The sequence below is a fragment of the Flavobacterium sp. FG68 genome (assembly GCF_057808895.1).
This window is the reverse complement of the sequence record NZ_JBMDIY010000002.1, coordinates 157,641-183,645: the sequence shown is the minus strand read 5'-3', so window position 1 is coordinate 183,645 and position 26,005 is coordinate 157,641. Positions and strand designations below refer to the sequence as shown.

Genomic DNA, 26,005 nt, shown 5'->3' with positions numbered 1-26,005 from the left:
CTTTCGAATCCTTCTAAAATCTAAAATCTAAAATCTAAATTTATTTATGATGGATCTACTAAGAATAAAGGTTGATCAAATTCAACTGGAGACATATCGTCAACAAGAATTTTTACAATTTTACCTGAAACTTCTGATTCGATTTCGTTGAATAATTTCATTGCTTCAATTACACAAAGAACATCTCCTTTTGCGATAGTGCTTCCTACTTCAGTGAAAACTGGTTTATCTGGAGATGGTTTTCTATAGAATGTTCCAATGATTGGAGATTTTATAGTAACATATTTAGAATCTGCAGCAGCAGGCGCCTGAGTTTCAGCAGCAGTATTTACAACTATTGGAGCTGTAACTTGCGGTGTAGCTTGCGGCAATGCAGCCTGAGCTGGTAATTGCTGTACATAAGTAGTCTCAGTAACATTTCCTTCTAAAGTAGTTCTAATAGTGATTTTTACATCATCCATTTCTAACTTAACTTCTGCAACTCCCGAATTTGCTACAAATTTGATTAGGTTTTGAATTTCTTTTAAATCCATAATGATTCGTTTTTAGTTTTAATTTATTTTTTATCGTAAGCCCATTTTAAGTAAATAGATCCCCATGTGAATCCACCACCAAATGCAGCAAAAATAACATTATCTCCTTTTTTAAGCTTATCTTCAAAGTCAGCTAATACTAATGGTAAAGTTCCAGAAGTAGTATTTCCATATCTTTCGATATTAACTAATACTTTAGATTCTTCTAATTCTAATCTTCCGGCTGTAGCATCAATAATACGCTTGTTAGCCTGATGCGGCACTAACCAATCAACATCCTGATTTGTTAAATTATTTCTTTGCAGAATCAATTCGCTTGCATCGGCCATATTAGTAACAGCAAATTTGAAAACTGTTTTTCCATCTTGCATAATATTGTGCTGTCTGTTTTTTACAGTTTCTTCGCTTGGCGGAATCAAAGAACCTCCGGCAGGAATTTTAAGAAAATCGCGTCCTACACCATCACTTCTTAAATATTCATCCTGTAAACCTAAACCTTCATAATTTGGTTCAAACAATACTGCTCCAGCTCCATCACCAAAAATAATACAAGTTGCCCTGTCTGTATAATCTACAATTGACGACATTTTATCGGCACCAATTAATAATACTTTTTTATATCTTCCAGATTGTACATAAGCCGCAGCAGTAGACATTCCGTATAAGAAACTTGAACAAGCTGCCTGCAAATCGTATGCGAATGCGTTTGTAGCTCCAATGTGTGTTGCAACATAAACTCCTGTAGAAGCCACCATCATATCTGGTGTTGCAGTTGCCATTATAACCATATCAATTTCTAAAGGATCGATATTAGCTTTTGCTATTAAATCCTTTGCTGCTTGTATGGCAAGGTACGACGTTCCTTTATCAGCATCTTTAAGAATTCTTCTTTCTTTAATTCCTGTACGAGTGGTAATCCATTCGTCATTGGTATCTACCATTGTTTCCAATACTTTGTTAGAAAGTACAAAGTCTGGAACGTAGCCTCCAACAGCGGTAATTGCGGCTGTGATTGTATTCATTATATTCTATTATTTCCTTTCAAATATTATTATTTGAAAAATTTTTAAAAGACTTGAAAATTACAAAAAAAAACGAAGCGAATTTGCCTGTATTTTCTTAAAAAACGAAAATTATAACCAACAAAAAAAACTCTCACTATGTGAGAGTTCCAGTATAATTTACAAAAACGTATTAAGCAACCGCTTCAGATTTATCGATAACAACTTGCCCTCTGTAGTACATTTTACCTTCATGCCAGTAAGCTCTGTGGTATAAATGTGCCTCACCTGTAATAGGACATGTAGCGATTTGAGCTACAGTAGCTTTATAATGTGTTCTTCTCTTATCTCTTCTTGTTTTCGAGGTTTTTCTCTTAGGATGTGCCATTTTACTATATTATTTATCCGTTAATAGTTTCTTTAATTTTTCCCAACGCGGGTCAATATCTTCTTCTTTATTACTCTCTTCCTTCTGTTCTTTTACACTTAATTCATTCAATTTTGTTAAAGCTTCGGTTTGTAATGTTCCGTCTTTAACGCCAGGATGAATTCTTTTTTGAGGCACTGAAAGTGCAATCATTTCATAAATGTATTGTGACACATCTAATTCATGTTCTCCATGTGGCAAAATCAACAATTCTTCATTATCATTATTGAACTCATCTCCAAAACGAACAATTAACTTCATTTTCCCCTTAATAGGTAAATCAAAGTCTTCGCCGGTTAAATCACAAGGTACATTTACAGTCCCTTTGTGTTTGAATTCTAACTCTAACATGTTGCTTTTCTTATCGAAAACCAAATTCACTTTAATATCTGAACTTTGAAACTCTTCATAGTCAAAGTCCTTAAAGAACGTGTTATTTATTTGATACTCAAAATGGTGTTTTCCCAGCTTTAACCCTATAAAAGGAATTAAAAATTCTTTTGATTTGCTCATTTCAACATCAATTTGTTTAATTCAAATACAAAACTACATATCTGAATTGGGGTGCAAAGATATAAAATTATTATAAATCTAATAATCTTATTCACCTTTTTTTGTTTATAACTGTTTTTCTTTTATTTTAAGAGGCTTTTCGCTAATCTCCTCATACTGATTACGCGAGCGAAAAATATCTAGCGCAAGGTAAACTGCTTCTTTAAACGAATTAAAATCGGCCATGTCTTTTCCAGCAATATCATATGCTGTGCCGTGATCTGGCGATGTTCTAACCTTATTTAGTCCGGCAGTATAATTAACTCCTTTTCCAAATGAAAGCGTCTTAAAAGGAATCAATCCCTGATCGTGATACGTTGCTACAATAGCATCATATTTTTCATATTGACCGCTTCCAAAAAATCCATCGGCAGAAAATGGCCCAAAAACCATAGTACCGCTGTCAAATATTTTCTTCAAAACTGGTTTTAAAATCAAATCTTCTTCTTTTCCAATAACTCCGCCGTCGCCGCTATGCGGATTTAATCCTAAAACTGCAATTTTTGGTTTTACTATACTAAAATCCTGAATTAGAGATTTTCTGATTGTTTCGATTTTTCTGGTAATTAATTCTTCTGTTAAATGAGATGAAACTTCATTTAACGGCACATGATCTGTCAACAAACCAACTCTTAAATTATCCTGAACCATCATCATCAATGCATTTCCTTCTAATTCCTGATCCAGATAATCTGTGTGTCCAGGAAATTTAAAATCTTCTGACTGAATATTATATTTATTAATTGGCGCTGTAACTAAAACATCAACAGAACCTTCTTTTAAAGCTTTAGTCGCTGCTACAAAAGATTTTATTGCGTACTCGCCAATTTTTTCATTGTTTGTACCTAAATTAATATCTACTCCTTCTCTCCAAAGATTCAATACATTTACTTTCCCCGGAATTACCTGATCTAATTTATCAACACCATGAAACTGCACGGTCGAAGTAAAACTTTTTTTAACGAAAGAAAGGATTTTAGCATTTGCAAAAATAACAGGTGTACACAATTCTAACATTCGGGAATCTTCGAATGTTTTTAGTATAACTTCGCTTCCAATACCGTTTAAATCTCCAACTGAAATTCCAACAATTATATTTTCTGCTTTTTTATTCATGAGCTCAGCTTATTTATTACTAATTTTGATGTGCAAATTTAGTAAAATAAAACTACAATGTTTACAGGAATTATTGAAACCCTTGGAAGAATCCACGAAATACAAAAAGACAAAAACAATCTGCATGTTACTGTTGAGTCTTCGATCACTAACGAATTAAAAATTGACCAAAGCGTTTCGCATAACGGAATATGCCTTACGGTTGTTGCTATAAAAGATTCACACTATACTGTTACTGCTATTGAAGAAACAATTTTAAAAACCAATATTGGCGACTGGAAAGCTAATGATATTGTAAATTTAGAAAGAGGAATGAAGCTTGGCGACCGCCTTGACGGACATATTGTTCAGGGCCACGTAGACCAAACGGGAACATGTACCAAGATTGAAGAAGCAAACGGAAGCTGGAATTATACTTTTGAATACGATCAAACCTTAAATAATATTACAATTGAAAAAGGATCGATTACCGTAAACGGAGTCAGTTTAACTGTTGTAAATTCTAAAACAAACGAATTTAGCGTTTCGATAATCCCTTATACTTTTGAAAATACCAATTTTAAAGATTTCAAAGTAGGTACTAAAATAAATTTAGAGTTTGATGTTGTTGGAAAATACATTTCAAGACTCTACGCGATTAACAAATAATCAAGAAAAATTACTGCATAAAAAAAGCTTCGATTTAAATTGAAGCTTTTTTTATTTTGTTTCGGTATATAATTGTCATTCCTAAAACGAATCCTGCTGCAATTAGATACGGTATATGATCATTAATTGGCAAACCTGGAGGCGTTATATCATCATCATCAGCTGTTCCTGACGTCCCTGATGTTTTAGCTGCTTGCGGCGGCGGTGGCGGCGTGTTGTCAGCTAAAGTGACCGACACACTCGATACAATTAAAAAAAGTGCTAATAATATATTCCTTATCTTCATAGGTTAAACGTGCTGAAATTCAATAAATAATACTAGGGGCAAATATTTTTATAGAGATACATCACAAAAATGTTATCTACACGGAAATTCTTTGGCAAAAGTATACGATTTTTACAAAAAAACAACTTTAAAATCAATAAAGTGATGTAAAAATAATATACGTAATACTCAAGGATTTAGTTCTAAAAATAACAAAATTCAGATAAAAAACATCTAAAAATCTATTTATCTTTTTCATTTTCCTTAGTCACAAAACATATATTAAACTCTGTATTTCAGATATTTATTGTACAAAAACTCAAATTTTAAAATCAAAAGAGGGTTTAAGCAAGACTTTAAAATTTCTTAAAAAACGCAGCCAGATATTTTTTTTAAAAAAATTGGCTTAATTTCAATAAGTCAGAAAGAACTGTAGTTTAAAACGCTGAAAAAATATTAAATTCTTTCTTTTTCAAATTCTTAGAACAATCCAATATTTCTGAATTAATATATTTGCATTCAATAAATTCATAACAAAAGATCTTAAGACATCTTTTTGAGTCAAAAACAGCTATTAATAAATGAAAAATAAATATACAGTTGGAAGTTTGTATGCAGGCGTAGGCGGTATATGTTTAGGTTTTGAAAAAGCGGGTTTTAATTTGAAATGGGCCAATGAATTTGACAAAAAAGCCTGCGTTACCTACAGAAACAATTTCAAACATAATCTTATTGAAGGCGACGTCATGGATCTTGATGTAACAACTATTGAAAAAGTAGACATTTTAACTGGCGGTTTTCCCTGTCAGCCTTTTTCACTTGCCGGTCACCGAAAAGGTTTTGATGACAGAAGAGGAAATCATTTTTTTAAAATTCTGGATTTTATAGATGAAATTAGGCCTAAAGTGGTTTTTCTTGAAAATGTTAAAAATCTAAAAGGGCACGATAAAGGGAACACATTAAAAGTTATAAAAAGCGAAATAAAAAAACGCAATTATACTTTTGACAGCTCTATTTTAAATACCAAAGATTTTGGAAATACTCCGCATAACAGAGAACGACTTTTCATGATTGCTTTTGATAAAGACTTCTTAAATAATAAAAGTTTCAAGTTTAAATTTCCCGAAAAGGAACAATTAACGAAGTCTATTAAAGATTTAATTATTACAGAAAAAGTTTCTGATAAATTTTATTATGGCGAAGAGAAGTATATGTACAACAAATTGAAGGAAGCGATTGTAAACAAGAATCACATCTATCAATTTAGAAGACAATATGTTAGAGAAAATAAATCTGGCTTATGCCCTACTCTAACTGCCAATATGGGAACGGGCGGACACAACGTTCCGATCATTACAACCGATTTTGGTTTTAGAAAACTGACTCCAAGAGAATGTTTTAGACTTCAGGGCTTTCCTGATGATTATAAACTGCCTGCAATTTCAAATTCAAGCTTATATAAACAAGCTGGGAATTCGGTTAGCATGCCGGTTATTCAAAGACTGGCTGAAGAAATTTTTAAGGTTATTGAAAAAGTCGAAGCAAAAGTAAAGAAGAAAGAAAAAGTATAAAATTTCAACTCTTTTTTTCTTCTGTTTTTATTTTTGAGGATTCAATTTCTTGCTGAATTTTTGCCACACAAGTATTTAATTCTTTTTGAACTTCTTTACTCCAAAACCGAATCACTTTCCATTTTTCAGCAATCAAAAAAGCGTTGACTTCAATATCACGTTTCCTATTTCGTTCGATTTTAGGAATCCAATAGTCACGATTTGATTTGATTCGCAATTGCTGCGTTTCCCAATCTTTGCCATGGAAAAATTCGCTGTCAATAAAAATGGCGATTTTATATTTAGCAAAAGTCAAATCCGGTTTACCAAATATCTTTTTATTGTTCTTTCGATAGCGATAACCTAATTCCCACAACGCTTTGGCAAGCCTGACTTCCTGCGTAGTTGCCGTGCTTTTTATAGCCTGCATATTTTTTCTCCGTTGTTCGGGAGTTAAATTATCCATTGTTTTGTGAAGATTAAAATTGTCTTTGAAAGATAAAGTTACTTTATTTTTCTTTTAAAGGTGTACAAAAAACCAATCCAACTTCTTAAAAACCAACAAGTCTAAAAACAAAAAAGCCTTTACATTTCTGTAAAGGCTTTTTGAATAAGATTTATTCCTAAATTATTTATTGATTAGCTTTTCAAGCCTTTGCATCATTTCATCTTTCTCTTTTAGCATTCTCTCATACAGACTAATTTTTTCTTCGTGAAGCTTTAAAATTTCTTGTAATGGATTAACATTATAAGTACCACCAGAATTACCGATAAATGCTTCATCGTGAAAAATATTTGAAATGATATTAATTGCCTGCTCCTCATCAAAATTCTGAAAGGCTTCAACAGGAATCTTTAATACAGCAGAAATTTGTTTCAGCAGATTTTCTTCAATTACATCTTTCTGCTCCAGTAGAGAAATTTTCTTTTGGTTCCAGTCTTCTCCCAAATCATAAGCCAATGCCTCTTGCTTTATATTAAGCATTTCTCTGAAACGTTTTACGTTTCTTCCCTAATGTATTTTTTGTTCCATAATGAATATTAATTTTTCTAAAGCCCTAAATATAAGCCCGAGCGAATTAAAAAATCTGATTTTCAAAGATAGAAAAATATCCTTTAAAACATTCTTTTGTCAGATATTATCGATATTTTGAAGAAGCTTCTCTTTTAAAGAATTGGAATAGATGTATATAAATCCTTTGTCGTAAGAAAACAAAAAAGCCTTTACAATTTCTGTAAAGGCTTTCTATTTCTAAAGAAGTGGTCCCACCTGGGCTCGAACCAGGGACCACCTGATTATGAGTCAGGTGCTCTAACCAGCTGAGCTATAGGACCGGTTTAGAGGATGCAATATTACTACTATTTTTCGTTCACTCCAAATATTTTAAGACATGATTTGCATTTAATTTCAATTCAAAGTCCCAGTATTCAAAACAAGATTGATTTTCAAGACCTTATTTAAAAACAAAAAGTGATATTTTTTATTTAATTTCCTGACAAAGCTCAACCAAAACGCCATTTGTGTTCTTTGGATGCAGGAAAACCACCAATTTATTGTCGGCACCTTTCTTCGGAACTTCATTTATCAGCACAAAACCTTCATTTTTTAAACGGGAAATTTCGGCATGAATATCATCAACATCAAAAGCGATGTGATGAATTCCTTCTCCTTTCTTTTCCAGAAACTTTGCAATTGGACTTTCGGGATTTGTCGCCACTAAAAGCTCAATCTTGTTATTTCCTGTTTGAAAAAACGAGGTCAAAACACCTTCGCTTTCTACCGCTTCCATTTTATAAGAGGGAACGCCAAGCATTTTTTCGAACAATACATTTGCATCATCCATATTTTTTACCGCGATTCCGATATGTTCTATTTTATTAACCATGACTTTCTATTATTGATTAATGTAAGTATTAAAATAACCGCATTCAGCAATTACATCCTTATAATATTGAGTGTCTGAATAATCCTTTTTTAAAGTTTTAAAACCATTCCAGGCAATAAAATTAATTTTATCGTCTTCAATACTCCACCAATTTGTAACATTATTGTATTTATTATTATAATATTCGTTTCGCTCACATTTCGAAATCAAATAAACACATTTTGCTTTTTGCTCTTTTGTTGTTGCCGCCTGCAGTGCTTTTTGATAATAGATTTTAGAAACATCACAATTGGTGATCATTTTTTTCATCGAATCTCTAAACGAATACGGACTTGAACCGTAACCTACAATACTAATTTCATAAAAAGTTCTTCCGTTTCCAAAATGCGAAATATTGTAAAATGCATTTCCAAGCAACAAACTATTCGTGTAAACATCTTCTTTTTGAGCCAGTTTATCCTGCATTTCTTTTACCGTATTTAGAAAATCAATAAAAGTATATTTCTTTTTTTGATACGCTGTATGATCACAATCGTGACAATCTTTAATACTTCCGTTAAACGGATTCCCTAAAAATTTATAATATTGAACAGAATCTGTTTCCTTCATAAAAGCAATTGCTTCGGGAATTTTATTTTTAAAAGTCGCCTGAACCGCCTGAAAATTACTGATATCTTTCAATTTCAAACTATAAATTCCCGCACCAATTTTCTCGATTTCGGTTTTATTCGGCTTTGCTAAAAATGTTTTTATATCCAGCAGATTTTTTTCATTGTCATAAAAAGCATTTCCGTCATTCCAGTAACTGTAACGAGATTCCCCAAAAATCTCCGACATTACCGGATCTGATTTTCCTTTATAAAGTGCAGACAAATAACTTCTGCTCCACGAAGAAGCATTTTGATAACGAAACTCTCCTTCTTTATATGTTTTTGGAAGTTCATAATACAGCCAGTTTAAATCTGACAGAATTGTTTTCTCGTTTTTATCCGTCAGTTTATCAATTTTATTCAAATTATTTACAAAGCGCAATAAACGCAACTGCATTCCCGCCAATTCTGTTTTAGGAAGTGTTTTTACTGCTTTATCAAAACTTTTATCAGCATTTGTATATTCACCTTTTAAAGTCTGTAAATAACCCAAAGATAAATCCCATAAATAAGGCCTTGCCGTATTATCTGCTGCCGAAATTTTGGCAATTAAATCAAAAGCACTTTTATCTATTTTAGATTGATTTTCGGTTTTATTTTCGGCAACTGTCTGGTTTTTCACCGGCTGATTTTCTTCTGCTTTTTGCTGAAATGAATTATTAAGCGCCTGTTCTTGTTTGTTTACCAATCTCGTTGCCAGATAATTTAAATGTTCACTTTTTGGATCTAAATCATAAATCTTTTCAATCGCTTGTTTTTCATCTTTATAAAATCCGTGAATGGCCCAAAGCGCCGCTTTCTCTTTATTATTTTTTGCCATTGCCAGCGATTTTGTCCAGTCCGCTTCATTTTTTGGATGAAAACTATACGCCGTTACAATTCTTAATTCCGGGCATTTGTCAAAAACCTGTGCATACAAATAATTAGAAACTGCATATTTTTTCTGCTGATAATTGATTCCGGCAACGTACGAAAGTGCACGATAATACAATACATTTTTAGGAACAGAACTTTCGGTTTTATTAAAAAAGTCAATTGCTTTTTGTTTGCTGTTACTGTAAAAACGGGCTTTCATCGTTAGAAACCAATATCTGTTTTTCAAAAATGGATCGGCAGTCGTGTTGTAAACATTTTCGATAGACTGAATCATTTGCAAATCATTAAAAGTCTTTGCCACAACAGGATCGTAACTCCAATAATCTTCTCCAATTGAAACCGTTTCAATTTTTTGAGCCAGATACAAAAACTCTACAAAGCTTTTCACCTTTGCATCTTTCAACGGCATCTTTTTGCCCCATTTTACAGAGGAAGCATTTTGCTTTTTGTTTTTATAGAAGACATGAAGGTCTGTAATTTCTTCTTTGTTTTTAATGGTGTTTTTTTCATCAGAATAATATCTTGGCTTATCATCTCCAATTAAAAAATAATTTACCGTTGTAGTATCAACAACACCTTTTAGATAAGTTCCCCAATCTGATTTTATATTTTCATTGAAACGCGAATTGTGTTTGGTATCAAAACCAACTCCATAAAAAATATCTCCGGCCAAAAACAAGGGTGAATATGATTTATCTGCAAAAGTTTCGGGCGTGAAATTAGAATTGTATCCAAAAAAATCCCAATCGTCACCTCCGCCGCAGGCATATAGTATTCCGTAAACCGAAAGTATTGTGGCACTAGAAACAAGAAACAACTTGCTCAAAAATATTCTTTTCATAACTTTTTAAATTGAATTCGTCTAAATCGTAAAATATAATTTCTTTTGGGGCTTTCGCCGAATTTTCGCTTAAATCTTCTCCCATTTCTTTTAAATCATCGGCAGAAATGGATTCTATTTTAAGGAGATCGTTTTCTTCATAATAAACACCATTTTTATAATTTGATTGTCTGGCTTTAAAAAAAATGGAATTTATCTGAACAAAGTTTTTATCCTTTTTGAGTTCGCTGAAATTCAGTTTCGAACGAAGTCCAACAACTTTATTATTTCTGATATGAACCGCCCACGAATATATTGGCAATGCATAATCCAGATCGAGCGGATATTTCTTTAAACTCTTCAAATAATTGTCTGAGATTTTCTGGCTGTAAATAGAATTTAACGAATCTGGCGCAATACTTCCCATATTGTAAAACATCAAAACGCCGTGATCTACATTTGGGATTTTAGTTTTTCTGAAATATTTTACCTGATGAAGCCTGATTGTTGCTGAGAGTTTTTTCTGCGAAAGCGTCTTAATCTTCTCAATAAACTTCAAATAATTGTCTTTACTGTTTAAGGTCCAGTCGCAGTCGATTTGGATTTCGGTATAATTGATTTTATTCTTTTTATTTATTTCATCAATTAAATGAATTGTCTTTTCAGCCAGATCTTCAATATCAAGATTAGTTTGCAGCATTACTTTATTCTGAATAAAAACCACGGGAACAATTTCAAAATTTTGGGTATTTTCCTGAAAATGGATTGGACTTATGGGAATTGGAGATTGCGTTTCAGGATGAAGTCCGATATCAAAATAACGAACATACAGCTTGTGAACGTCATTCTCTTTTAAAACTTCCTTTTCTGTTTGAGAAAATTTCAAATTGGTTTTCCAATAATAAAAAGCAATTACAGGTTTGTCATTTTTACTGCAGGCAGAAAACAAAACAACCATTAAAACCAAGAAAATTCTTTTTATCAAAACCGAAGGAAATTATATTTGAACTCAAAAGTAAGAAATTATAGCCTATTGTTTATTTCTTATTCAAAAAAAGAAGTAAATCTAAAAGCTGTAAATCCTAATAAATGGCCAAAAAATTTCAATTAAAGCAAATATAATTGTTATTTTGTGCAATCAAATTTAAAAACCGCTATGTTTAAAAGCAAACTCAAATACATTTCATTTTTATTGGTATTATTAATGATGAGCTGCGCCAAAAGAGGCAGTATAACTGGCGGATTAAAAGATACATTGGCTCCTGTTTTGGTTTCGAGTACTCCTAAAAATTTCAGTACTGATTTTAAAGGAAACGAAATTACATTGGTTTTTGATGAATATGTAAAGTTGAAAAACCTCAACAAACAGCTTGTTATTTCCCCTCCAATGAAAAATGAGCCGTTGATTTATCCAACTGGCGTTAGTAAATTTTTAAACATAAAAATCAAAGATACTTTACAGCCCAACACAACGTATAGCTTTAATTTTGGACAAAGTATTACGGATAATAATGAAGGAAATGCGATAAACCAGTTTAAATATGTTTTTTCAACAGGACCTTATATTGATTCGCTGAAACTTAGAGGAAGCATTAAGGATTCGTATGAAAAAAAGGTAGATAATTTTGTTTCTGTAATGTTGTATGAAGCAAATGACAAATACAAAGACTCTGTTATTTACAAAGATTTTCCGCGTTACGTTACCAATACTTTAGACAGTTTAAGAACTTTTGAATTTGAAAATTTAAAAGCCGGAAAATATCTTTTAGTTGCTTTAAAAGATAAATCAAGCAATAATAAATACAACCCAAAAGATGATAAAATCGGGTTTATTAAACATTTTATTACGGTGCCAAATGACACGGTTTTTGATTTGGAATTATTTAAGGAAACACTTCCGTTAAAAGCGGTAAAACCAATTCAGGCATCAGGAAACAGATTGCTTTTACCTTATGAAGGAAAACAAAATTTCAAGATCAACAAACCAACAATTGTCCTTAAAAACAACGACCAGATTCTTGAAACCATTGTAACGCAGTTTCCTAAAAAAGATTCGCTTCAGGTTTGGTATAAACCTTTAAAAGCCGATTCTTTATCGTTAGAAGTTAGTCGTGATACGTATAAAAAGAGATTTACTTTTAAAGTAAAAGACCAGAAAAAGGACACGATGAACATTAAAGCGGTTCAAAATGGCATCATTAATTTTAGAGAAAGATTTACTTTAGAAACCGAAACGCCTTTAGTGAAGTTTGATAAAACGAAAATTAAATTAGTTAATAAAGATTCGACAGCGGTTGATTTTACTACAGAATATGATGAATTCAATCAGAAGCTGTATGTTGATTTCAAAAAAGAACCACAGGAAAAATACAATTTTACATTTTTTCCGGGCGCGCTGACTGATTTCTATGAAAAAACAAACGATACTTTATCGTACAAACTATCCACAAAAGAGGCTGCTGATTACGGAAACTTAGTTTTGAATTTGAAAAACGTAAAACGTTTCCCAATAATTGTTGAAATAACAAACAAAAAAGGCGATGAAGTTTTGGCCAGCGAATATTCTGAAGGAAATACCAAAATTGAATTCAATTTATTAGTGCCAACTCAGTTTACGGTTAGGATTATTTACGACGATAATAAAAACAAAATGTACGATGCCGGAAGTTTTCTCGACAAACGATACGCCGAAGAAGTTTTCTATTATCAGCAGGAAGTTGATGTCCGCAGCAATTGGGACGTTGATCAAAGCGTAGATTTAAGTATTCCTTACAGTCCCGAAATAGAGAAAAAAGAAGACGAGAAAAAAAGGAAAAAAGAGGAAAAACAGCGAAAAGCTTTCTAGATTTTAATCTCAAAAATATCTTTGTCGCTTAAAAAATCGAGCTTTTTTCGGGTTTCCAGCATTTCATTTTTATCTAAATCAACCACAAAAACGCCTTCTGTTTCTTGTGGTTCTAAAATGTAATTTCCTAAAAAGTCAACAACCTGCGAATGTCCTGTATGTTCGTAATTATTGGCGTCAAGTCCAATTCTGTTTACACCCACAACATAACTTAGGTTTTCAATGGCGCGAGCTTTAAGCAAAGCGTCCCAAGCGTTGGTGCGTACTTTTGGCCAGTTAGCCACATATAAAAGTAAATCGTAATTTTCGACATTGCGCACGAAAACCGGAAAACGCAAATCATAGCAAACCTGCAGGCAGATTTTCCAATCCAGATAATCCACCATTACTTTTTGAGTTCCGGCGGTATAGAATTTGTCTTCGCCGGCTAATGAAAATAAATGGCGTTTGTCATAATACTGCATTTCTCCCGACGGAAAAATAAAAAACATTCTATTATAATAATTGCCATTTTCGGTAATAACCAAACTTCCCGTCACGGCACTATTTTTTTCTTTCGCAACAGTTTTCATCCACGAAATGGTTTCCCCTTCCATGGTTTCTGCAACTGCCGAAGGATTCATAGTAAATCCTGTCGAAAACATCTCAGGCAAAACAATCAAATTGACCTGCTGATTGATCTGTTTTATTTTCGATTCAAAGTTTTTTCTGTTTGCAGAAGCCTCTTCCCAAACCAATTCTGATTGAATAAGTGCGATTTTCATTTTTCAAAAATACGAATTTTCAGCCAAAATTATTTTTTTAATGAAAAAGCTCATTTTGCAAAATTTTCTCAAAAGGCCTTTAAAAATCAAATGTTTTTAAGATTAAAAAAATACTTGGATAAATTTTATTGCAAAAAAAATGCAGTTATTGCAAAAAAAATGCAAATGTTTGAAATTAATCTATATATTTGATTTGCCAATAAAAAACCAAAAGAAAAACATGAAAACCAAACTATTATGAAAACAAAGCTTATTTCATTAGTGTTTATTGGAGGAATCATCTTCTCCACAAACGCCAAAGAGATTGCAATAAAAAAGCATCTTTTTGAACAACAAAGCAATCAAGTTGAAATTTCGGGCCAGATTTTAGGTCAGGATGATGGAATGCCAATTGCCGGAGCTACTATTTATGCCGAGAGCAATAATAAAATAGCAACAATATCTGATGAAAACGGAAAATTCAAATTGAAGGTTCCGGAAAATGAAGTTCATATTATTGTAAGTTACATGGGTTATGAAACTTTATCATTTGCCTTACTTAAAACTTCAGATTTAACGATTCGATTAAAACCTGCCGAAAATGTACTGGAACAAGTTTTAGTTACAGCACTTGGAGTTAAAAAAAGCAGTAAATCTGTTGCCTACGCTGTTACCGAATTAAAAGGAACTGAATTTACAAAAGCGAAAGAAACCAATATTTCGAATGCATTAGTTGGAAAAATTGCCGGAGTAAACGTGAGCAGTACATCAACCGGAGCAAATGGTTCAACGAGAGTTGTAATTCGTGGAAACGGGTCTTTAAACGGAAACAACCAGCCGATGTACGTGGTTAACGATTTACCAATTGACAATACGCAGCTTAATTTACCAGGAATTGGAAACGGTGCCGGTTCGACGAGAATAAATGTGGATCGTGGTGACGGAACTTCTGTTATCAATGCCGATGATATTAAAACGATTACGGTTTTAAAAGGTGGAACAGCTGCCGCACTTTATGGTGCAAATGCGGCAAACGGTGTAATTTTAATTCAAACGAAAAGAGGTTCTGCCCAAAAAGGAATTGGGGTTGAATATAATTCTTCATTTACATTCGAAACACCTTCGATTATTCCTGACTGGCAATATGAATATGGTTCTGGAGCAAACGGAAAGAAACCAACCACGCAGGCAGAAGCTGTTGCAGCCGGACGCTGGTCTTGGGGTGCGAAAATTGACGGAAGCAACGTAGTTCAGTTTGACGGTGTTTCAAGACCTTATGTGGCGCAAAAAAATAACATTAAAAATTTCTACGAAACAGGAACAACATTTATTAATTCTCTTGCTTTATCTGGAGGAAATGAAAAAGCTACAGGCCGACTTTCGTTCTCGAATATGGATAACCAAAGTGTGGTTCCAAATTCTGATTTTAACCGTAAAAGCATCAACATTGCGAGTAATGTGAACTTAACAAACTGGTTAAAATTTGATGTTGTAGCACAATATAATTTAGAAAAATCAAACAACAGAGTAACGGTTTCTGATGCGGAGGCAAATCCAAACTGGGGGACTTACATGATTGGTAATACGGTTGACATTCGAAATCTTGCCCCAGGTTATGATGCCAACGGAATTGAAGAAGCATGGAATCCTGTTGCTGTAGCAACAAACCCTTATTTTGTTGTTAATAAAATTAAAAACAAAGACACTAAAAATCGTTTCATCGGGATGTTGAACGTAAAGGTGAATTTTACTCCTGAGTTATTCCTTCAAGGTAGAGTTGGACAAGATTATACTGATTATGATTTCTTCGGATACATTCCAAAAACAACTTTAAACAATCCGGTTGGATATGCGCAGGGTTCAAAAATGAAATTATCAAACATCAATTCTGAAGCAATTCTTAATTATACCAAAAAGAATTTCTATAATGATTTCTCTTTAAATGCTTTAGTTGGAGTTAACTCTCGTACGACCTTGAGAGACGAAACCAGAGTTGAAGGTTCAAATTTTGTATTAAATGATTTTTATGCTTTAAGCAATTTATCAACTTTGGCTTATAGCTATCCTTACGGAAAAACCAAAACCAACTCGGTTTACGGTGCGGCTGATTTTGATTATAAAAACATTGTATTTTTAAATGTAACAGGCCGTCAGGATTGGTTTTCTACCCTTTCAAAAGAAAACAATACGGTATTTTATCCTTCTGTTGGAACAAGTATAATTGTTTCGGATATTATAAAACTGCCAGAATTTGTTTCGTTTGCTAAATTAAGAAGTTCATGGGCAGAAGTGGGAGGCGCAACGCCAGATCCTTATGCATTGAACCAATCGTATTCAATGATTCAGGGCGGACATAACGGCCAGCAGGTTCAGGGGCCAACAAGTTCAAGAGTTCCAAATGCGACTTTAAGTCCGTTGACATCTACAACATTTGAGATTGGAACAGATTTAGGATTTTTCAACAATCGTTTAAATCTTGATTTTGCTTGGTACAACCGTGCGACTACAAACGATATTGTTGAAACTACAATTTCTACTGCTTCTGGAGCTAATACTGCTTTATTGAATTTAGGAAAAATGAGGAACAGAGGGGTTGAGTTTTTAGTAAGCGGTAAAATCATCAATTCTGATAAATTCTCTTGGGACGCAAGTTTCAACGGATCTTACAACGAAAATAAAGTTGAAGCCCTTACAGATCAGTTAAACTCCATTACAATGGCAACTTCTGTAAACGGATATGTAACGATTACAAGTGATGTTGGACGTCCGTACAGTATTATAAAAGGGTACAGACCTCGTAAAGATGCCAACGGAAATACGGTTTACAATGTAAGCGGAGGATCTGCCACTATTGCGCAGGGACCACTTGAAGAATTAGGTCAGGGAGTTCATCCTTGGGCTGCTGGACTTACCAACGAATTCAAATACAAAAACATTTCATTAAGCTTTTTAATCGATGGTAAATTTGGCGGAAGCTTATATTCTGGAACTAACTTGTACGGAACTCGTATGGGATTGACAAAATTGACGCTTGAAGGTCGTGAAAGCGGTTTGCCAATTAAAGGTGTTGATGTTAACGGAAATCCGGTTGATATGGTAATTGCTCCTGAAAACCTAAGAACGTATTATGACGGTTTAAGAAACATTTCTTCTGAATTTGTTTATGATGCAAGTTTCATCAAATTAAGACAAGTAATTCTGGGTTACGATTTACCTATTGAAAAAATAAAAGGATTGTCAAAACTTCAGGGCGCTTCGGTTTCATTTGTGGCAAGAAACTTATTCATTCTTTACAAGAAAACACCAAACGTAGATCCTGAATCTGTATTTAGTGCCGGAAATGCTCAGGGTGTAGAACAATTTGGAGTACCAAAAACAAGAAGTTTCGGTTTAAACTTAAATGTCAAATTTTAAGCTTGCTTTATTTCTAATAATTAAATTAAAAAACATGAAAAAGATAACCCTTTTATATATCGCAGGCTTACTTTTAGGAAGTATGACAGCTTGTACCGATGATTTTGAAGAAATCAATACGAACCCTAATTCAGTTGAAAAACCAGATCCGAATTTTATTTTCAGTAAAGCACAGCTTGACGGTTTAAACAACAATTATTTTGCAACTAATATTTTAGAATGCGGCGGAATGCTGCAGCATTATGCAACTTATAAAGAAGCATCTGGAGCTGGTGATAAATATTTGAGTAATGAAGTTTATTATTCTGCTTATTTTAATCAGGCTTATCCAACCGCTTTAAATGAAACGGAAGTTGTAATAAATGAGGTAAAAAACAATCCAAACGAAAGCAACAAATTGAATATTGCGAGAATCTGGAAAGCTTATTTATACCACAGACTTACTGATTTATACGGAGATATTCCATATTCTGAAGCTGCAAAAGCCAACAGTACACAAATCTTTCTTCCTAAATATGACTCTCAGGAATTTATTTATAAAGATTTATTGAAGGAATTAGACGAAGCGGCGACGGCATTAGATCCTGCAAAACCTAGTTTCGGCAAATCTGATTTTATTTATGACGGGGATGTTGCCAAATGGAAAAAGTTCTCTTATTCGTTAATGCTTCGTTTAGGATTACGATTAACAAAAGTTGACGCTGCATTGGCACAAACCTGGGTAACAAAAGCTATTGCAGGCGGAGTAATTTTAAACACCGCTGATAATGCGATCATGAAATACACGGATGGCCCAAATGATTTTAATAGAAATCCGGTTGGTTTCGATTCGAGAAAACAAGATTTTACAGCAGGTTCTTTCGGTACAAAAAATGTGGAAGGCGGAAAATTAGCTAAAACATTTATCGATTTATTACAATCAACTGCCGATCCAAGAATTAGTGTTTATGCGGGTGTTTGGCAGGGAACAACTCAAAATACAGCGCTTGCCGTTCAAAAAGGTTTCCCTAACGGAACTAAAATTGCCCCAACTCCTGCTGAACAGGCAACGTATTCTGAGCCTAACCAAAGTACGGTTTTTAGATACGATGCACCGCTTGTTTTAATCAGCAACGCCGAAACTAATTTATATTTAGCTGAAGCCGCTGCAAGAGGTTGGTACGCTGCATCTGATAAAGATTTATACGAAAAAGGGGTTCAGGCTTCTTTCTTAAACATGGGAATTTATGGAGTAGCTTACACAATTCCAGATGCAACGCCATATTTAACGGCAAATCCATACAATGCTGCAGGATCTTTTGAGGCTAAAATGAATCAAATTCATACTCAGGTTTATATTGCCTTATTTGTAGACGAGCAGGAAGTTTATGCCAACTGGAGAAGAACAGGTTATCCGGTTTTAATTCCGGTAAACTTTCCGGGTAATGTTACAAACGGCACAATACCAAGACGTTTCAAATATCCAACCAGCGAATATTCAGTGAATTCGACTAACTTAGCAGAAGCGGTTAAACGTCAGGGACAAGACCTTTTTACAACAAAAATCTGGTGGGATAAATAAAAATAATAACCGTTGACGTAATTAAACACATAGAGACATAGTTTTTGAAAGTGTTGAGAAAGGCGTTTCACTTGCATTAACAAACATAGTTGCTATGTTTTAAAAGCTGGCTTTTTTTGTTACTCTTTATTCAGTAAAAAATCTATGTTTCTATGTGTTTAATAAAAAATTACTCTCAACGGAATTAATAATAAAAGATAAATGAGCATTTTAATTCTTACGGCATGCATTGCGTTTTTAATCATACAAATAGCTTGGCTTAAAATCAATCCGTTTATTGCCTTTATCATAACAGCTTTATTAGCAGGCCTGTTTTTAGGCCTGCCCATAAGCACTTTATCACAGACCGTTCAAAAAGGTTTGGGCGAAATGTTAGGATCTATTACGCTGATTATTGTTTTCGGAACTTGTATTGGTAAACTTACCGTTTCATCAGGCGCCGCCAATGTCATTGCCAAAACAGTCATGGGATGGACGGGCAGAAAATACGTTCGACTCGGCTTAATGATTACTGGATTTATTGTTGGGATACCTCTATTTTATAGTGTTGGATTTGTTTTGTTAGTACCTCTAATCTTTTCAGTAGCCCATCAGTTCAAACTGTCAAAAGTATATCTGGGAATTCCAATGCTGGCGTCGCTTTCAGTAGCACACGGTTTTTTGCCCCCGCATCCGTCACCAATGGCTTTGAGCAGTATTTTAAATGCTGATATTGGACTCGTTTTAGTCTACGGAATTATAATTGCAATTCCGACTATTTTTATCGCCGGATTATTATTTTCTAATTTCCTTAAAAACATCAAAACCGAATCGGATCATGAAATTTTAAATGTTGAAGAAGTCGTAAACCATGGTAAACTTCCGAGTTTTTCCCTGAGTTTATTTTCGGCTTTATTTCCTGTTTTTGGTTTGACTATAACTTCAATATCGCCTTTAATTTCAACTAATGAAACGTTGGTTGAGATTTGCAAAACAGTAGGAGAACCAAGTATGATTATGCTTATTTCTTTATTGCTCTGCACCTACACTTTGGGAATAAGAATGAACCGAAGCATCCCATCTATAATGGACGATTATGCCCTTGCGATAAAAGATGTCGCTTTGATTGTTTTAATTGTAGGCGGTGCCGGAAGTTTGAAAGAAGTTATGATTGTAAGCGGCGTAAACGAAACTATTGTTGCGGCCTTAACACAAATAAACATTCATCCGTATTTATTGGCCTGGATGATGGCAGCGATTATTCGCGTTTGTGTAGGTTCTGCAACCGCAGCCGGATTAATGACTGCAAGCGTTTTATTACCTTTGTTACAAACTACTGGTCTCGACCCTAATCTATTAGTTTTATCTGTTGGAGCCGGAAGCTTAATGTGCTCGCATGTAAACGATCCGGGTTTTTGGATGTTCAAAGAATATTTTAATATCAGCCTGAAAGACACGTTCAAATCATGGACGGTTATGGAATCTTTAGTATCTGTTTTAGGAATTGTTTTCGTATTTATTTTAAACTCAATTATACATTAATATCATGAATTTATTACCACAAGAAAAATTTGAAACCCTTGGCCTTTCATTACCGCCAGCGCCTCAACCTCTTGGCATATATAAACCTTATTTAGTCGACGGAAAATACTTGTATCTTTCTGGTCACGGTCCGGTTCGCGACGATAAATCTTTAATCATTGGCCGAATTGGCGATGACATGGATATCGAAGAAGGAAAACTGGCTGCAAGACAAGTTGGCTTAACGATGCTTTCGACAATTGTAACCAATTTTGGAAGTCTGAACAAAGTAAAAAGAGTGATAAAAGTTTTAGGAATGGTAAATTGCAACGGTGATTTCCTAAGACATCCATATGTAATAAACGGCTGCAGTGAATTATTCGCTGAAGTTTGGGGACAGGAAAACGGAATTGGAGTAAGAAGCGCCGTAGGAATGGGTTCTTTACCAGACAATATTCCTGTTGAAGTTGAAGCTGTTTTCGAATTATTCTAAAAAATAGGCCACAGACGATAAAGATTAAAGAGCAATCTGAATTGGTTAAGGAAATACTTTGATTCTAAGTCTGTGGTTATGTAAAAATATATAGGCCACAGATTATAAGGATTAAAAAGGATTTTTTTTTTCGCCACGAATTACACGAATTTTCACGAATTACTTTTTTTACTTCAAGCATATAAAAATTAGTGAAAATTCGTGTAATTCGTGGCAAAAGATTTAACCACCATCCAAAGAAATCCTTTTAATCTGTGAAATCTGTGGCAAAAAACAAAAAACATGAATACAAATATCCCACAAACAAGAATAGCAACATTTGGAGAATTATTACTTCGGATGAATGTTGCCAATGGAAACCGGTTTACTCAGGCAGATGAAATAAAAATTCATGTGGGCGGTGCCGAAGCCAATGTTTGTGTTTTACTTTCCCAACTCGGAATCCAAACCGACTATATTACCCGATTGCCCGAAAATGATTTGGCACAACTGGCTTTAAACGAAATTCAGAAATACAAAGTAAATACTTCAAAATGTATTTATGGCGGAGAACGTTTGGGCTTGTATTTTGTTGAATCCGGAAATCAAATCAGACAATCGCAGGTTATTTACGACCGAAGCAATTCTTCTTTCGCAACCATTCAAAAAGATCAAATTAACTGGGACAAAGTTTTAAAAGATGTTACGCATTTTCATTGGTCAGGAATAAGTCCGGGAGTTTCTAATGAAGCAGGTTTAGCTTGTAAAGAAGCAATTTTGACAGCGCATAAAAAAGGCCTTCCAATTTCTTCTGATTTTAATTACAGATCCAAATTATGGCAGTACGGAAAACATCCGTCGGAAATTATGCCCGATTTATTACAATACAGCACGATAAACGTTGCAGATTTAGATGCGATTGAAATTTATTTCGGAATCAAAACCGACAGCAAAGAATCTGACGAGAATCGTTTTCAAAAAACATTCGAATTATTAAAAATAAAAATGCCTTTTCTAAAAACATTGGCAATGAGTTTTAGAAAATCAGACGGGCCGGCGCATTTATACAAAGGTTTATTGATACACGAAGATAATTTTTACCAAACGCCAGAACACAAAATACATGTTGTAACAGATCAAATTGGTTCTGGAGATGCGTTCAACGCAGGATTGCTATACGGATTATCCAATAAATTATCGGGGCAGGAATGTATTGAATGGGCAACAGCCTGCGGTGTTATCAAACAAAGCATTCACGGAGATTTCGCGATAAGCAATCTCAACGAAATAGGTCATTTTATTAAAAACGGCTCAAGTAATAGAATTAATAGATAAATAAAGAATATGTACAGCATTTTAAAAACGCAAGGTGTACTTCCGTTAGTAACCCAAATCAACATTGAAACAGCCCAAATAGTATTGCAATCAGCGGCTGATGCTGGCATAAAAATTATCGAGTTTGCTGCTCGCGCAAATGATGCAAAAGAAGTTTTTACTCAAATGACAGCCTTTAAAAAAGCAAATAATCTGGATGTTAAAATAGCCGTTGGTTCTATTTTGTCTGTTGATGAAGCAGCAATATACCATCAATTAGGAGCAGACTGCATTGTTTGTCCGCATACTGACCCAGAAATTGGTGCTTACTGCCTTAAAAATAATATTTACTGGATTCCCGGGGCTGCTACTTTAAATGAAATATTACACGCCAATAAATTAGGTGCCGAGGTTGTAAAACTTTTTCCGGCTGATAAAATCGGTGGTCCCGGATATGTAAAAGCGATACGAGCGCCTTTTCCAAGTTTAAAAATAATGCCAACCGGAGGCGTAACGCTCGAAGAAAGCAATTTAAAATCTTGGTTTAAATCCGGAGTTGTCTGCGTGGGAATTGGTTCTAATTTATTTTCGAAAGAAATGCTTTTGAATTTAAATTACGAACAGGCATTGCAGGCTTTTCAAAATTTAATTGAAGTTGTAGAAAAAACAAGAAACTAAATTATGCAGGAAAATTGGTGGAAAATTAAATCTGATATCAACATTGATACGCCATTTTTAGCCGCTTACGAAGATCGTATCCGGTTTAATCTTGAACGCCTTATTGGTTCAGTAAATGGTGACACACAAAAATTAAGGCCTCATATTAAAACCCATAAAATTGGCGAAATTTTGGAATTGTTTAAAATCTACAATATCAAAAAAATAAAATGCGCCACAATTGCCGAAGCTGAACTAGGAGCAATACACGAAATTCCGGATGTTCTTCTCGCCTATCAGCCCATTGGAATTAAAAAAGAAAGATGGATTTCGTTAATTCAAAAATATCCTGATATTTCTTTTTCAACCATTACAGACAATCTGGATTCGGCGAAAGCCTTAAATGAAATTGCGAAAGAAAACAATTTAAAACTGCACATTTATCTGGATTTAAATACCGGAATGAACAGAACGGGATTTTCAATTTCAGAAGATTGGACAGCTTTAATCGATAAACTTATTAAATTAAAAAACCTTCATCTTGAAGGAATTCATATTTACGATGGTCATTTAAAAGGCAGTGCCGAAGAAAGAACGAATGCGGCTTCAAGTTCATTTTCTGAAATAAAAGAAAAAACAGAAGCAATCGAACAAAAACTGGGTTATGAATTAAAAATTGTTGCCGGCGGTTCTAATACTTTTCCGTTTTATGCTACTCAGGAAAATGTAGAATGCAGTCCGGGAACTTTTGTTTTTTGGGATTCCAATTATCAGATTCATCTACCCGAACAAAAATTCAAACCTGCTTTGGTTATCGTTGGAACCATAATTTCAAAACCAACAAATACAGCGCTTTGTATTGATATTGGCTACAAAGCGGTTGCTTCAGAAAATCCAATTGAGAAACGATTAGTGATTTTAAATGATGAAAATCTAATCCCGACAGCACATTCTGAAGAACATTTGATTTTAGAAAATAAAGGAAAAAACGAGTATAAAATTGGCGACACTATTTATGCACTTCCTTATCACGTCTGCCCTACCTGCGCGCTTTATGATACGGTTCAGGTTGTAAATAAAGGACATCAAATTTGTGATCAATGGAAGGTTGCCGCCCGAAGCAGAGAAATTAATATATAAAATTTAAGTCAAAATATATGTTTATAATAGACGCCCATTTAGACCTGAGCATGAATGCGATGGAATGGAATCGTGATTTAAGAAATGATGTTCCTACTCTTCGCAATTTAGAAAAAGGGATGACGGACAAACCTGATCGCGAACGCGCCACAGTTTCATTTCCTGATTTGCGACGCGGTAATATCGGAATTGTTGTGGCAACGCAAATTGCAAGATTTGTAAAACCGGGCAGTATTATTCCGGGTTGGAATTCTCCTGAACAAGCCTGGGCACAAACACAAGGGCAATTGACTTGGTACAAAACCATGGAAGAAGCGGGAGAAATAACGCCGATTACAGATAAAAAATCGCTCCAAAAACAACTTGATTTATGGAACGACGGAACTCCAAACGATAAAAAGCCTATTGGGTATATTTTAAGTTTAGAAGGTGCTGATTCTATAATTGATATTTCTTATTTAGAAAAAGCATACAATTATGGTTTACGAGCAATTGGCCCTGCGCATTACGGTCCAGGACGTTACGCAAACGGAACGGACGCAACGGGAAAAATGAATCAAAACGGTCTTGATTTATTAAAAGAAATGGAACGTTTGAATATTATTCTGGATGCAACGCATTTATGCGACGATGCTTTTTGGCAGGCTTTAGATCATTATAACGGGCCGGTTTGGGCAAGTCATAACAATTGCAGAAGTCTGGTTGATCACAATCGTCAATACAGCGATGAAATGATAAAAGCTTTGATTTCAAGAGGAGCTGTTATTGGAGGCGCTTTAGACGCTTGGATGTTGGTTCCGAATTGGCAGAGAGGTATTTCGATGCCATTAGAAATGAATTGTGATTTAGAAACGGTTTTTAAACACATGGATCATATTTGCCAGCTTGCCGGAAATGCGAACCACATTGGTGTAGGTTCAGATTTGGACGGTGCTTTTGGAACAGAACAATCTCCGTACGATTTAAATACGATTGCTGATTTGCAAAAATTGGTTCTGATTTTTAAAAACCACGGATATTCTGATGAAGATTTAGATAAAATCTTTCATCAAAACTGGATCAACTTTTTAATGAAAAATTGGGATTAAATAAAAACTAAACTTGGAACTGCCTTCTTATACGATTGTAATTTTTCGTCGCTTGGATCAACTTCCGTCACAATGTAATCTACCTCAGATAAGTTGGCAATTTTCATTTTTAGAACCGTATCCAGTTTTTCAGAAATCGTAAGAATCGCTGTTTTTTCTGAAGCCTGAATCATTGCTTTTTTTACCTGAACTGTTTCCCAGTCAGAATCTGAGAAACCGCCTTCGATATCTAAAGCATTGGTTCCTAATATTAATAAATCGACTTTAATATTAGCCAGCTGATTATAAACATCGCCGCTTACACACATTTGGCTGTAAGATGAAATACTGCCGCCAATCATGATAATTTTAACGTTGGGTTTGTCCAGAAGTTCAACCGCAGATAAAACGGTAACCGTAAAAATAGTTAAACTTAAATCGTTAGGAATTAAACGAATGAATTCTCTAATTGTCGTTCCGCCGCCAATTAATAAAACCATTCCGTCATGAAGAAGGCCTAATGTTTTTTGCGCAATAATTTGTTTGGATTCACCCGCATAAGTTTGATTAGAGGAAGAATGGTGATAGGCTTTTGTCATCGCGCCGCCTTTTACTTTAATCAATAAAGATTCTGACTCAAGTTCATTTATATCACGTCTTACAGTATCTTCTGAAACAAATAATTTAGCCGAAAGGGTTTCAAAACTTACACGAGTATGCAAGTTAATCTCTTTTAAAATAAGATTTTTACGTTCTTCTTTAGTGTAATTAACCACTTCATTATCATTATTCATGCAAATTCGTTTTTGTAAGGACAAATGTAAACAATAAATGCAATATTCTTGCGAAACAAATTATAACACAACGTAATTAAAAAGTTAATTACGCTATTTTAAAGACATTTAAACGCCAATACCTTTTGCAAAAAAAATGCAGACTAATTTTACAAACCTTAAATTTGCTTAACA

At 34.1% G+C, this 26,005-nt stretch carries 24 protein-coding genes and 1 tRNA gene; 11 read left to right on the top strand and 14 right to left on the bottom strand.

From position 1 onward, the window contains the following. Positions 1 to 44: 44 nt before the first annotated feature. The 5 genes from accB to pdxA form a co-directional block, all read right to left on the bottom strand. Positions 45 to 533 carry an acetyl-CoA carboxylase biotin carboxyl carrier protein gene (gene accB / locus ACODSB_RS02165; RefSeq protein WP_053473304.1) on the bottom strand — a complete coding sequence of 163 codons (489 nt, stop codon included), beginning with the start codon at positions 531 to 533 and terminating at the stop codon, positions 45 to 47. Positions 534 to 556: 23 nt separating this feature from the next. After that, positions 557 to 1,555, bottom strand: a complete 999-nt coding sequence (locus tag ACODSB_RS02160; RefSeq protein ID WP_053473305.1) for a beta-ketoacyl-ACP synthase III — start codon at positions 1,553 to 1,555, stop codon at positions 557 to 559. A gap of 172 nt (positions 1,556 to 1,727) precedes the next feature. Further along, positions 1,728 to 1,922, bottom strand: coding sequence for a 50S ribosomal protein L32 (gene rpmF, locus ACODSB_RS02155; protein WP_008465217.1), 195 nt, complete (start codon positions 1,920 to 1,922; stop codon positions 1,728 to 1,730). Positions 1,923 to 1,931: 9 nt separating this feature from the next. Continuing rightward, entirely contained in the window at positions 1,932 to 2,474 is a 543-nt protein-coding gene (locus tag ACODSB_RS02150) for a YceD family protein (protein WP_053473306.1), read from the bottom strand. A 105-nt stretch (positions 2,475 to 2,579) separates the two neighbouring features. Further along, positions 2,580 to 3,629, bottom strand: coding sequence for a 4-hydroxythreonine-4-phosphate dehydrogenase PdxA (gene pdxA / locus ACODSB_RS02145; RefSeq protein ID WP_488935830.1), 1,050 nt, complete (start codon positions 3,627 to 3,629; stop codon positions 2,580 to 2,582). 57 nt (positions 3,630 to 3,686) lie between these two features. On the opposite strand from pdxA, the gene ACODSB_RS02140 reads away from it, so the two are divergent. Then, a complete protein-coding gene (locus ACODSB_RS02140) occupies positions 3,687 to 4,277 on the top strand; it encodes a riboflavin synthase (RefSeq protein ID WP_256636249.1) in 591 nt (196 codons plus the stop codon). A 34-nt stretch (positions 4,278 to 4,311) separates the two neighbouring features. Here the strand turns inward: ACODSB_RS02140 and ACODSB_RS02135 are convergent, their stop codons facing one another. Then, complete coding sequence (locus tag ACODSB_RS02135) at positions 4,312 to 4,515, bottom strand: hypothetical protein (protein WP_488935829.1); 204 nt, start codon at positions 4,513 to 4,515, stop codon at positions 4,312 to 4,314. A 608-nt stretch (positions 4,516 to 5,123) separates the two neighbouring features. On the opposite strand from ACODSB_RS02135, the gene dcm reads away from it, so the two are divergent. Continuing rightward, the gene (gene dcm, locus ACODSB_RS02130; protein ID WP_488935828.1) at positions 5,124 to 6,113 is read left to right on the top strand and encodes a DNA (cytosine-5-)-methyltransferase; all 990 of its coding nucleotides are present in this window, start codon (positions 5,124 to 5,126) and stop codon (positions 6,111 to 6,113) included. A gap of 4 nt (positions 6,114 to 6,117) precedes the next feature. Here the strand turns inward: dcm and ACODSB_RS02125 are convergent, their stop codons facing one another. The 6 genes from ACODSB_RS02125 to ACODSB_RS02100 all read right to left on the bottom strand — a co-directional run bounded on the left by ACODSB_RS02125 (position 6,118) and on the right by ACODSB_RS02100 (position 11,309). Beyond that, positions 6,118 to 6,558, bottom strand: a complete 441-nt coding sequence (locus ACODSB_RS02125; protein ID WP_488935827.1) for a very short patch repair endonuclease — start codon at positions 6,556 to 6,558, stop codon at positions 6,118 to 6,120. A 162-nt stretch (positions 6,559 to 6,720) separates the two neighbouring features. After that, on the bottom strand, positions 6,721 to 7,077 hold the full coding sequence (locus ACODSB_RS02120) for an XRE family transcriptional regulator (RefSeq protein ID WP_488935826.1): 357 nt from the start codon (positions 7,075 to 7,077) through the stop codon (positions 6,721 to 6,723). A 276-nt stretch (positions 7,078 to 7,353) separates the two neighbouring features. Further along, a tRNA-Ile gene (locus ACODSB_RS02115) sits at positions 7,354 to 7,427 on the bottom strand. 146 nt (positions 7,428 to 7,573) lie between these two features. Continuing rightward, on the bottom strand, positions 7,574 to 7,978 hold the full coding sequence (gene mce / locus ACODSB_RS02110) for a methylmalonyl-CoA epimerase (protein WP_256636270.1): 405 nt from the start codon (positions 7,976 to 7,978) through the stop codon (positions 7,574 to 7,576). 9 nt (positions 7,979 to 7,987) lie between these two features. Continuing rightward, positions 7,988 to 10,345 carry a hypothetical protein gene (locus ACODSB_RS02105; protein WP_488935825.1) on the bottom strand — a complete coding sequence of 786 codons (2,358 nt, stop codon included), beginning with the start codon at positions 10,343 to 10,345 and terminating at the stop codon, positions 7,988 to 7,990. Beyond that, positions 10,305 to 11,309, bottom strand: a complete 1,005-nt coding sequence (locus ACODSB_RS02100; RefSeq protein ID WP_488935824.1) for a hypothetical protein — start codon at positions 11,307 to 11,309, stop codon at positions 10,305 to 10,307. The genes ACODSB_RS02105 and ACODSB_RS02100 overlap by 41 nt, the downstream gene beginning before the upstream one ends. A 171-nt stretch (positions 11,310 to 11,480) precedes the next feature. Here ACODSB_RS02100 and ACODSB_RS02095 point away from each other — a divergent pair, with 171 nt between their 5' ends. After that, positions 11,481 to 13,169: an Ig-like domain-containing domain gene (locus ACODSB_RS02095; protein ID WP_488935823.1), complete on the top strand. Its 1,689-nt coding sequence runs from the start codon at positions 11,481 to 11,483 to the stop codon at positions 13,167 to 13,169. Here ACODSB_RS02095 and ACODSB_RS02090 read toward each other — a convergent pair. After that, a complete protein-coding gene (locus ACODSB_RS02090) occupies positions 13,166 to 13,933 on the bottom strand; it encodes a nitrilase family protein (protein ID WP_488935822.1) in 768 nt (255 codons plus the stop codon). The genes ACODSB_RS02095 and ACODSB_RS02090 overlap by 4 nt on opposite strands. Before the next feature lie 237 nt (positions 13,934 to 14,170). Between ACODSB_RS02090 and ACODSB_RS02085 the strand changes: the two genes are divergently transcribed. From ACODSB_RS02085 to ACODSB_RS02050, 8 genes are all read left to right on the top strand, one after another. After that, a complete protein-coding gene (locus ACODSB_RS02085; protein WP_488935821.1) occupies positions 14,171 to 17,326 on the top strand; it encodes a SusC/RagA family TonB-linked outer membrane protein in 3,156 nt (1,051 codons plus the stop codon). 34 nt (positions 17,327 to 17,360) lie between these two features. Continuing rightward, positions 17,361 to 18,887: a SusD/RagB family nutrient-binding outer membrane lipoprotein gene (locus ACODSB_RS02080; protein ID WP_488935820.1), complete on the top strand. Its 1,527-nt coding sequence runs from the start codon at positions 17,361 to 17,363 to the stop codon at positions 18,885 to 18,887. Positions 18,888 to 19,088: 201 nt separating this feature from the next. Next, positions 19,089 to 20,408, top strand: a complete 1,320-nt coding sequence (locus ACODSB_RS02075) for a GntP family permease (RefSeq protein WP_488935819.1) — start codon at positions 19,089 to 19,091, stop codon at positions 20,406 to 20,408. A 4-nt stretch (positions 20,409 to 20,412) separates the two neighbouring features. Then, positions 20,413 to 20,880, top strand: coding sequence for a RidA family protein (locus ACODSB_RS02070; RefSeq protein ID WP_053473321.1), 468 nt, complete (start codon positions 20,413 to 20,415; stop codon positions 20,878 to 20,880). A gap of 282 nt (positions 20,881 to 21,162) precedes the next feature. After that, positions 21,163 to 22,194, top strand: a complete 1,032-nt coding sequence (locus tag ACODSB_RS02065) for a PfkB family carbohydrate kinase (protein ID WP_488935818.1) — start codon at positions 21,163 to 21,165, stop codon at positions 22,192 to 22,194. Between the two features lie 9 nt (positions 22,195 to 22,203). Next, complete coding sequence (locus ACODSB_RS02060; protein ID WP_053473323.1) at positions 22,204 to 22,851, top strand: beta/alpha barrel domain-containing protein; 648 nt, start codon at positions 22,204 to 22,206, stop codon at positions 22,849 to 22,851. Between the two features lie 3 nt (positions 22,852 to 22,854). After that, positions 22,855 to 23,970 (top strand): D-TA family PLP-dependent enzyme, encoded by a 1,116-nt coding sequence (locus tag ACODSB_RS02055; RefSeq protein WP_488935817.1) that lies wholly within the window; start codon positions 22,855 to 22,857, stop codon positions 23,968 to 23,970. 17 nt (positions 23,971 to 23,987) lie between these two features. After that, positions 23,988 to 25,058 (top strand): dipeptidase, encoded by a 1,071-nt coding sequence (locus ACODSB_RS02050; RefSeq protein WP_488935816.1) that lies wholly within the window; start codon positions 23,988 to 23,990, stop codon positions 25,056 to 25,058. On the opposite strand, the gene ACODSB_RS02045 is transcribed toward ACODSB_RS02050, so the two are convergent. Then, positions 25,055 to 25,831 carry a DeoR/GlpR family DNA-binding transcription regulator gene (locus ACODSB_RS02045; RefSeq protein WP_488935815.1) on the bottom strand — a complete coding sequence of 259 codons (777 nt, stop codon included), beginning with the start codon at positions 25,829 to 25,831 and terminating at the stop codon, positions 25,055 to 25,057. The genes ACODSB_RS02050 and ACODSB_RS02045 overlap by 4 nt on opposite strands. Positions 25,832 to 26,005: the final 174 nt, after the last annotated feature.